At 66.5% G+C, this 9,610-nt stretch carries 8 protein-coding genes; 2 read left to right on the forward strand and 6 right to left on the reverse strand.

The window, feature by feature from the left end:
- Window positions 1-25: 25 nt before the first annotated feature.
- On the reverse strand, window positions 26-541 hold the full coding sequence (locus tag ABDV69_RS18950; protein ID WP_343577150.1) for an Lrp/AsnC family transcriptional regulator: 516 nt from the start codon (window positions 539-541) through the stop codon (window positions 26-28).
- Window positions 542-609: 68 nt separating this feature from the next.
- Between ABDV69_RS18950 and ald the strand changes: the two genes are divergently transcribed.
- Complete coding sequence (gene ald / locus ABDV69_RS18955; RefSeq protein ID WP_343577152.1) at window positions 610-1,725, forward strand: alanine dehydrogenase; 1,116 nt, start codon at window positions 610-612, stop codon at window positions 1,723-1,725.
- A 12-nt stretch (window positions 1,726-1,737) separates the two neighbouring features.
- On the opposite strand, the gene ABDV69_RS18960 is transcribed toward ald, so the two are convergent.
- The 5 genes from ABDV69_RS18960 to ABDV69_RS18980 all read right to left on the reverse strand — a co-directional run bounded on the left by ABDV69_RS18960 (window position 1,738) and on the right by ABDV69_RS18980 (window position 8,202).
- A complete protein-coding gene (locus tag ABDV69_RS18960) occupies window positions 1,738-2,760 on the reverse strand; it encodes a nitronate monooxygenase (RefSeq protein WP_343577153.1) in 1,023 nt (340 codons plus the stop codon).
- A 4-nt stretch (window positions 2,761-2,764) separates the two neighbouring features.
- On the reverse strand, window positions 2,765-4,117 hold the full coding sequence (locus tag ABDV69_RS18965) for a pitrilysin family protein (RefSeq protein WP_343577154.1): 1,353 nt from the start codon (window positions 4,115-4,117) through the stop codon (window positions 2,765-2,767).
- Window positions 4,095-6,386, reverse strand: a complete 2,292-nt coding sequence (locus tag ABDV69_RS18970; protein ID WP_343577156.1) for a polyribonucleotide nucleotidyltransferase — start codon at window positions 6,384-6,386, stop codon at window positions 4,095-4,097. The genes ABDV69_RS18965 and ABDV69_RS18970 overlap by 23 nt, the downstream gene beginning before the upstream one ends.
- A 339-nt stretch (window positions 6,387-6,725) precedes the next feature.
- Window positions 6,726-6,995, reverse strand: coding sequence for a 30S ribosomal protein S15 (gene rpsO / locus ABDV69_RS18975; RefSeq protein ID WP_343577158.1), 270 nt, complete (start codon window positions 6,993-6,995; stop codon window positions 6,726-6,728).
- Between the two features lie 232 nt (window positions 6,996-7,227).
- On the reverse strand, window positions 7,228-8,202 hold the full coding sequence (locus ABDV69_RS18980) for a bifunctional riboflavin kinase/FAD synthetase (RefSeq protein ID WP_343577160.1): 975 nt from the start codon (window positions 8,200-8,202) through the stop codon (window positions 7,228-7,230).
- Window positions 8,203-8,281: 79 nt separating this feature from the next.
- Between ABDV69_RS18980 and mntR the strand changes: the two genes are divergently transcribed.
- Window positions 8,282-8,980, forward strand: coding sequence for a manganese-binding transcriptional regulator MntR (mntR, locus tag ABDV69_RS18985; protein WP_343577162.1), 699 nt, complete (start codon window positions 8,282-8,284; stop codon window positions 8,978-8,980).
- Window positions 8,981-9,610: the final 630 nt, after the last annotated feature.

The raw sequence follows: 9,610 nt of genomic DNA on the forward strand, positions 1-9,610 counted from the left end.
TGCTCTCGGATTTAGCCCGCCGCGGTCAGACCGGTGCAGCCCCCCGTAGATGTTCGAAGATCAGCGAGGTCTGGGTGCCGGCGACATCGGCGTCGGCGTTGAGGTTTTCCACCACGAACGAACGCAGGTCCTCGGTGTCGCGGGCCGCGACGTGCAGGATGAAGTCGTCGGTGCCGGCCAGGAAGTAGACGTCCATCACCTGCGGCCGGCGTCGGATCTGTTGGATGAAGTCGCGGATCTTGCCGCGGGCGTGGGACTGCAGGCTGACCGAAATCATCGCCTGCAGCGGCAATCCCACCGCCGCCGGATCGATGTCGGCGTAGAAGCCGCGGATGACACCCGATTCCAGGAGTCGGCGCACCCGGCCGTGGCAGGTCGATGCGGCGATGCCGAGTTCCTCGGCCAGTGCGCTATTGGGCATCCGGGCATCGGCATGCAGCAGGCCCAGGATTCGGCGGTCTACCCGATCCAGATCGGCGGGCCGAAGATCCTTCGATCGAGGCACGACATGGTCCGGAACTTCCGTCTTTGCTTCGGCCATATGTCGATTCTATTGCTATGTCTTCACTATCTTTGCATAACCAATGAAGTTTCTTCACAATTGGCGGTATGCGTGTGGGCATTCCGACCGAGGTCAAGAACAACGAATTCCGAGTGGCGATCACCCCCTCCGGCGTCGCCGAATTGACCCGCCGCGGGCACGAGGTGCTGATCCAGGCCGGGGCGGGCGAAGGCTCGGCGATCACCGACAACGACTTCAAAGCCGCAGGCGCACAATCGGTTTCAAGCGCCGAAAGCGTGTGGGCCGACGCTGATCTGGTGCTCAAAGTCAAAGAGCCGATGCCGGTTGAGTATTCGCGGCTGCGGCGCGAGCAGACGTTGTTCACCTATCTTCACCTGGCCGCGTCGCGCTCGTGCACCGAGGCGCTGTTGGATTCGGGCACTACCTCGATCGCCTACGAGACCGTCCAGACTCCGGACGGTGCGTTGCCGCTGCTGGCCCCGATGAGCGAAGTGGCCGGCCGGTTGTCGGCTCAGGTCGGGGCCTACCACCTGATGCGCACGCACGGCGGGCGCGGTGTGTTGATGGGCGGTGTGCCCGGCGTCGAGCCGGCCGTGGTGGTGGTCATCGGCGCGGGGACAGCCGGATACAACGCCGCCCGGGTTGCCCACGGCATGGGCGCGGCCGTCACGGTCCTCGACGTCAACATCGGCACGCTGCGCGACGTCGACCGCGGGTTCGGTGGCCAGCTGCAGACGCGCTACTCCACGGCCCTCGAACTGGAAGAAGCGGTCAAGCGCGCCGACCTGGTGGTCGGCGCGGTGTTGTTACCCGGCGGCAAGGCTCCCACTTTGGTATCGAATTCGCTTGTCGCCCAGATGAAGCCGGGCGCGGTTCTGGTGGACATCGCGATCGATCAGGGTGGCTGCTTCGAAGACTCTCGGCCGACCACCCACGACGACCCGACATACGCCGTACACGACACGCTGTTCTACTGCGTGGCCAACATGCCCGCCGCGGTTCCTGCCACGTCGACAGTCGCGCTGACCAACGCGACCATGCCGTACGTGCTCGATCTCGCGGACAACGGCTGGCAGGCCGCATGCCAGTCGAATCCGGCTCTTGCCAAGGGGCTTTCGACGCACGACGGAGCGCTACTCTGCCAGCGAGTTGCCGCCGACCTGGCGCTGCCGTTCACCGATCCTGCGGCAATGCTGGTCTGACGTCGGGGTGACTCAGACGCGGCCGAGCTTATCGACGATCTCCTTCGCCGGCCGGGCTTCGGCCTTCCGATACCCCGTTCCCGCCCACAGGTTGGTGCCATGCGGGTCTTCCAACTCGACGGCGGCTCTGCGGATCGGTGACGTCATCTGGTTGACCTCGGGATAGCCCAGCGGCGCAATCTGATCCATCATCCGGGTGAAGTCATTGGCCAGACCACGGGCGTACCGGCCGGAAAACGCCGAGGTGATAACGGTGGTGTCGAATTGCGGGTGTCCGAGCGCGGAACGGTGCGCGGCATTGGTGCCGGCCTCGTCGGACAGCAACAGTGCGGTACCGACCTGGGCGGCGGCGGCTCCCCTGCGTAGCACCCCGGCAACGTCCTCGGGGCTGGACAAACCGCCGGCGGCAATCAGCGGAACGTCGTGGACGTGCCCGATGCGATCCAAAAGTTCGGTCAGCGGTTCAGTGCCCGGACTCATATCCGGCGCAAATGTCCCACGGTGGCCACCGGCATCCGGGCCCTGGACCACCAGGCCGTCCGCGCCGGCGGCGACGGCCACCCCGGCCTCGTAAGCCGACGTCACGGTGATGTAGAGCAACGTGCCCAAGGCGCCGAACCGGCGCAGCACATCTGGCGACGGCGCGCCGAAGGTGAACGACACCAACTCGGGCCGAAGGTCGGCGACCACTTCGAGCTTCTGCTGCCAGCCGTCGTCATCGCCGAATTCGGGGTAGCCGACGTGGACGGCGTAATGCTGGGCCAGCTCGTCGAGCGCCTCGGCGTAGTAGTCCAACGCGATGACGTCGGCGACACTGGGCTGGGGCACGAAAAGGTTGACACCGATCGGGCCGGTGGTCGCGGCCCGCGCTGCCGCGATGTCGTTGGCGAGGCGTTCGGCGCTGATGTATCCAGCGGCCAGGATGCCGAGGCCGCCGGCGTTGGACACCGCCGCGGCCAGCGCCGGCGTGCCGGGGCCGCCCGCCATCGGCGCGCCCACGATCGGCACGTCGAGATCCCAGAATCCCAGTACCACCGAGCTACCTCGTCATCGTCCGAAGCTGTTGCGGCAGAGACTTCTTCGACTGATGCGGCCCGAGCACGGCTGCGCCGTAGGGCTTGTTGAGGAGTTGGCGCGCAATCGCGTTGACCTCGTCCAGCGTGACCTCATCGAGTTCCTGCAGGGTCCGATCGATGCTTCGGTGCTCAGCGTAGTTGAGTTCGCCACGGCCGATGCGGTTCATCCGTGAACTGGAGTCTTCCAGGCCGAGCACCAGCCCACCGCGCAGCGAACCTTTTGCGATCCGGCATTCCGTCTCGGTGATGCCGTCGCGGCCCACGTCCGCGAGCACGTCGGCGATCACCCGGGTCACTTCGGCGAACCGTTCGGGCAGACAGGCGGCATACACCGACATTGCGCCGACGTCGGAGAACGTGTCCAGCGCCGAATACACCGAGTAGGCCAGCCCGCGCGACTCCCGAACTTGTTGGAACAGGCGAGAACTCAGGCCACCGCCCAGCGCGGTGTTGAGCACCGACAGCGCCCAGCGATGCTTCCAGTACCGACCCGGCGTTCGTACCCCGAGAAAGACGTGGGTCTGCTCGGCGTCCCGGTTGACCACCGTCAGCCGGGGGCGACCGGCGACCCGGCCGGCGCCTTTACGCGGCGCGGTCGCATGCCGGCCCCGCACCAACCGCGGCCCGAAGTGCTCGCGCACCAGGGCCACCACGTCGTCGTGGTCGACATTCCCGGCCACCGCGACGACCATTCGCTCGGGCGTGTAACGCCGCTGATGAAACGAGTGCAGTTGGGCGCGCGTCATCGACGACACCGACTGCACGCTGCCGATCACCGGACGGCCCACCGGGTGATCGCCGAACAGCGCCGCCAGGAACTGATCGGCCAGCGCGTCCTCGGGGTCGTCGTCGCGCATCGCGATCTCTTCGAGGACGACGTCGCGTTCCAGCTCGACATCGCTTGCGGCGCAACGCCCGTTGAGCACCACGTCACTGACCAGATCGACGGCCAGCGCGAGGTCGCTGTCGAGCACGTGCGCGTAGTAGCAAGTGTGCTCCTTGGCGGTGAACGCGTTGAGCTCACCGCCCACCGCGTCCATCGCCTGCGCGATGTCGACGGCGGTGCGGGTCGGGGTGGACTTGAACAGCAGATGTTCCAGGAAGTGCGCGGCGCCGGCCACGGTGGAACCCTCGTCGCGCGATCCGACCCCTACCCAGACCCCGACCGAGGCAGAGCGCACCCCGGGCAGGTACTCCGTGACAACCCGCAAACCGCCGGGCAGAGTGGTGCGCCGGAACGCCGCGGACGGCTCTGCGGCGTGTCGGCCGCGGCGCAGCGGCCGCGTCGCTGGACTAACTGCTGGCCGTCGCGGCATCGGCTTCCGTCTGCGACGAAGCGGGCTCCGGGCTGGGGTCAGCGTCGCCGGATGCGCCGGCGTCTTCGTCCACGAGCACCAGCGAGATCTTGCCCCGCTTGTCGATGTCGGCGATCTCGACGCGCAGCTTGTTGCCGACGTTCACGACGTCTTCGACCCTCGCGACGCGCTTGCCCCGACCGAGCTTGGAGATGTGCACCAGCCCGTCGCGGCCCGGAAGCAGCGACACGAACGCCCCGAAATCGGTGATCTTGACCACGGTCCCGAGGAACCGCTCACCGGTCTTGGGTAGCTGAGGGTTGGCGATCGCGTTGATCTTGTCGATCGCGGCCTGCGCCGCCTCGCCGTTGGACGCACCGACGAACACCGTGCCGTCGTCCTCGATGGAGATCTGCGCACCGGTCTCTTCGGTGATCGAGTTGATCATCTTGCCCTTGGGCCCGATCACCTCGCCGATCTTGTCGATCGGCACCTTGATCGTGGTGATGCGCGGTGCGTACGGGCTCATCTCGTCCGGCTCGTCGATGGCCTCGGCCATCACCTCGAGGATGGTCAGACGCGCATCCTTGGCCTGCGCCAGCGCACCGGCCAGCACCTGCGACGGGATGCCGTCGAGTTTGGTGTCCAACTGCAGCGCGGTAACGAAGTCCTTGGTGCCCGCGCACTTGAAGTCCATGTCACCGAACGCGTCTTCGGCGCCCAAGATGTCAGTCAGGGTCACAAAACGGCGCTCGGTCTTACCGTCAACCTCGACGTCGTCGGACACCAGGCCCATCGCGATGCCGGCGACCGAGGCGCGCAGCGGCACACCGGCGTTCAGCAGCGACAGCGTCGCGGCACACACCGAGCCCATCGACGTGGAACCGTTGGAGCTCAACGCTTCCGAGACCTGCCGGATCGCGTAAGGGAACTCCTCGATGCTGGGCAGCACCGGCATCAGGGCCCGCTCCGCCAGCGCGCCGTGGCCGATCTCGCGCCGCTTGGGCGAGCCGACCCGGCCGGTCTCCCCGGTGGAGAACGGCGGGAAGTTGTAGTGGTGCATGTAGCGCTTGGAGGTCTCCGGTCCCAGCGAGTCGATCTGCTGGGCCATCTTGACCATGTCCAGGGTGGTGACACCCATGATCTGGGTTTCGCCGCGCTCGAACAGCGCGCTGCCGTGTGCCCGCGGGATCACCGCCACCTCTGCCGAGAGGGCACGGATGTCGGTGATGCCACGACCGTCGATGCGGAAGTGGTCGGACAGGATGCGCTGGCGCACAAGCTTTTTGGTGAGCGACCGGAAAGCTGCGCCGATTTCCTTCTCGCGGCCCTCGTAGGTCCCGGCGAGGCGGTCGAGCACCTCGACCTTGATCTCGCCGGTGCGGTTGTCACGCTCTTCCTTGCCGGCGATGGTGAGCGCCTTGGCGAGCTCGTCGGTCGCCACCGAGGACACCGCGTAGAAGACGTCGTCCTGGTAGTCCGGGAACAGCGGGTAGTCGGCAGTCGCCTTGCCGGCGGCGTCGTGCAGCTCCTGCTGAGCGGTGCACAACGCGGCGATGAACGGCTTGGCGGCCTCCAGCCCCTGAGCCACGACGCTCTCGGTGGGCGCACCCGCACCACCGGCGACGAGCTCGATCACGTTGTCGGTGGCCTCGGCCTCGACCATCATGATCGCGACATCACCCTCGACTTTGCGGCCCGCGACAACCATGTCGAACACGGCGTTCTCGAGTTGTTCGACGGTCGGGAACGCGACCCACTGAGCAGACCCAGCCCGGTTATCGATCAGCGCGACGCGCACACCGCCGACGGGGCCCGAGAACGGCAGACCCGAGATCTGGGTGGACGCCGACGCGGCGTTGATGGCCAGTACGTCGTACAGGTCCTTCGGGTCCAGGCTCAGCACCGTGATGACGACCTGGATCTCGTTACGCAGACCGGACACGAAGGTCGGCCGCAGCGGGCGGTCGATCAGACGGCACGTCAGAACCGCGTCGGTGGAGGGACGGCCCTCGCGGCGGAAGAACGAGCCGGGGATGCGTCCCGCGGCGTACATGCGCTCTTCGACGTCGATCGTCAGCGGGAAGAAGTCGAGTTGGTCCTTCGGCGACTTGCTGGCCGTGGTGGCCGACAGCAGCATGGTCTCGTCGTCAAGGTAGGCGACGACGGAGCCGGCGGCCTGGTTGGCCAGTCGGCCGGTCTCGAATCGGATGGTGCGGGTGCCGAAGCTCCCGTTGTCGATGGTGGCGGTCGACTCGAACACGCCTTCGTCAATTTCAGCTACAGACATATGCGTCCGTACAGCCTCTCTGGATTTGTTCAGCTATTTCGCGCAGGCACGCGCAACCCGGAGGGTTTGCGGACAGCGCGGATGACACGAGGTCTGGATGCGGCGACGGCCGTCGATCGAAGCGGCCGACCTGCCCCGGGCTCGGGGAGTTCGGCAGCCACTACCGAAGACCGCGCGATACAGACTTGTCTTCCTTCGGAGTCCTGTTGTGCCTCGCTGGAACGGTGCGCGCGGATCGCGCGCGCCGCACCTTGTTCGGGCCGATGGGGCCCAAAACGTCTTTGACTCTACACGCCGACCTGGCGATTCTTTAAGCCTGACGACGCCGCCGGCCCTGGGTCAGCGGCGCAGGCCGAGCCGCTCGATCAGCGAGCGGTAGCGCTCCACGTCGACCTGGGCGACGTACTTGAGCAGACGGCGACGGCGGCCGACCAGCAGCAGCAGTCCGCGCCGCGAGTGGTGGTCGTGTTTGTGCTGCTTGAGGTGCTCGGTCAGGTCGGCGATCCGCTTGGTCAGCATCGCCACCTGCGCCTCAGGGGAACCGGTGTCGGTTGCGTGCAGGCCGTAGGAGCCCAGGATTTCTTTTTTCTGCTCGGCGGTAAGCGCCACGAAATATCTCCATCAATAGGTTCGCGAACTGGTACGTCCCGTGGCGACCCGCTGCGCCCGGCTTTGCCGCGCTTGCGATCACCACGTGATATCGGTGCGGCCACCGCGAACTGCAGCACGCGCCGTGTCGCCGAAAGTCTAGCAGCGAGCCGACCTGAGCCCGGAATCCCCTGGTCAACGACGATTCGGGCGGCACGGCGGCCCGCTGCGGAGCTGGCCGATCAGACCCAGCTCAGCCGGCCGAAAGCAGCGTGCGGGCCCGCTCGGTGTCGGCGCCCATCGCGTCGACGAGGTCGCCCACCGAGCCGAATTTCTCCTGCCCGCGAATACGGGCCACGAAGTCCAGCGCCACGTGCTGCCCGTACAGGTCGGCGGCGGTGTCGAGGACGAACGCCTCGACGGTGCGGGTGCGCCCGGAAAAGGTCGGGTTGGTGCCCACCGACACCGCGGCCTGGTAGCGCTCGCCCGGTACGACGGCGCCGGCCACCGGGCCGTGCCCGAGGACAGTGAACCAGGCGGCATAGACGCCGTCGGCGGGGATGGCCGAGTGCATCGGCGGCGCGACGTTGGCGGTCGGGAAACCCATCTGGGCGCCCCGCCCGTCACCCCGCACCACCACGCCTTCCACCCGGTGCGGGCGACCCAACGCCTCGGCGGCCGCGACCACGTCACCGGCGTCGACGCAGGACCGGATGTAGGTCGAGGAGAACGTCACGGTCTCGGCGTCGTGGTGTTCGGAAACCAGCGACATCGCCTCCACCGCGAACCCCAGTCGCGCGCCCGCCCTGCGCAGGGTGTCGACGGTCCCGGCGGCTTTCTTGCCGAAGGTGAAGTTCTCCCCCACCACGACTTCGACCACGTGCAGGTTTTCGACGAGCAATTCGTGGACGTAGTGCTCCGGCGTGAGCTTCATGAAGGCGGTGGTGAACGGCATGACCAGGAAAACGTCGATGCCGAATTCCTCGGCCAGTTCGGCGCGCCGGGTCAAGGTGGTCAGCTGCGCGGGGTGGCTGCCGGGGTGCACCACTTCCATCGGATGCGGGTCGAACGTCATCAACACCGTCGGCACTCCGCGTGCGCGACCCGACTTGACCGCGTGTTCGATCAGCTCGGCGTGGCCGCGGTGCAGCCCGTCGAACACCCCGATCGTGAGCACGCATCGGCCCCAGTCCGTGGGGATCTCGTCCTGGCCGCGCCACCGTCGCACAACAGCAAGCGTACGGGGCCAGGTAGCGCACGGTCGTGCGAGAGCCGCAGATCAGGTGAGGATTGCTTAAACTTCCATTGTGCGCCCCGCTGACGAGCCCAACGAGCTCACCACGGTTGCCCAGGACTACCTCAAAGTCATCTGGAACGCCCAGGAATGGTCGCGGGAGAAGGTCAGCACCAAGATGCTGGCCGAAAAGCTCGGGGTGTCCGCCAGCACCGCCTCGGAATCCATCCGCAAGCTCGCCGAACAAGGCCTGGTCGACCACGAGAAGTACGGGGCGGTGACATTGACCGAGTCGGGTCGCCGTGCGGCGCTGGCGATGGTCCGTCGTCACCGACTGCTGGAGGCGTTCCTGGTCACCGAACTCGGTTACGGCTGGGACGAGGTGCACGACGAGGCCGAGGTGCTCGAGCATGCGGTGTCGGATCGGCTGATCGCGCGCATCGACGCCAAGCTGGGGTTCCCGCAACGCGATCCGCATGGCGACCCGATCCCGGGCTCCGACGGTGAGGTGCCGACCCCGTCGGCCCGTCAGCTGTGGGCATGCGCCGACGGCGACGCCGGAACCGTGGCCCGGATTTCCGACAAGGACCCCGAGATGCTGCGCTACTTCGACAGCATCGGCATCAGCCTCGACTCGCGGTTGCGGGTACTGACCCGCCGCGAATTCGCCGGAATGATCTCGGTCGCGGTCGAATCGGCAGACGGCGGGCCCACTACCGTCGACTTGGGAAGTCCTGCTGCCCAAGCGATATGGATGGTGGCCCGCAATTGACGCCGACGACCTGGATCGCATCCTTGCATTGGCCGAGGAAAGGTCGACATCCGTGCGGCCGAGCAAGCCCGTGCAGAGATAAAGGCAACCGGCGGGGCGCCGATTCCGTGGGATGAGGTCAAGGCCGATCTCGGCCTGGCGTGACATACACCGTTGCTCTAACCGCGGCCGCTGCCCGACAGCTCCGCAAGTTTGATCTTCAGGTCCGACGGCGTCTGCAGGCAGCTATCGAACTGCTGGCCAGTGGCCGATGGGACTTCAATATCCCGCACTGCGAGGTGGCCGTACACTGGACGTACGGAGCTAGGTGACCGACTGGTTACGCCGTTACGCCCGGCAATCAGCCACGACCGGCACCACCCGAGTCTTCGTCGTCACCGAGCACCAAAACCATCGAGTCGTCGCCTATTACGCCTGGTGTATGGCCCAGCTACACACGGAGGCGATCTGTCGAATTTCGCCAAGCCCGACTGGGCTTCGCTTGCCGACCATGCGGGGCGGGGTCGCCAATTAGCGACGGCTTTGCTCACTCATTTGCAGCACGCCTCGTTAGACCGAAGTTGCGACGGGTTTCTGGTGTGATGTGATGCTTGACCTGGGTGGACATCCCTAATCTGGGTTTAATGTGTA

It is taken from the genome of Mycobacterium sp. (assembly GCF_039583785.1).
Lineage (GTDB): Bacteria > Actinomycetota > Actinomycetes > Mycobacteriales > Mycobacteriaceae > Mycobacterium.

What these genes read in the sequence shown, in the direction of transcription:
- ABDV69_RS18950 (WP_343577150.1), bottom strand. Translation starts at nt 541, where the DNA reads ATGGCCGAAGCAAAGACGGAAGTTCCGGACCATGTCGTGCCTCGATCG.
- ald (WP_343577152.1), top strand. Translation starts at nt 610, where the DNA reads ATGCGTGTGGGCATTCCGACCGAGGTCAAGAACAACGAATTCCGAGTG.
- ABDV69_RS18965 (WP_343577154.1), bottom strand. Translation starts at nt 4,117, where the DNA reads ATGCCGCGACGGCCAGCAGTTAGTCCAGCGACGCGGCCGCTGCGCCGC.
- ABDV69_RS18970 (WP_343577156.1), bottom strand. Translation starts at nt 6,386, where the DNA reads ATGTCTGTAGCTGAAATTGACGAAGGCGTGTTCGAGTCGACCGCCACC.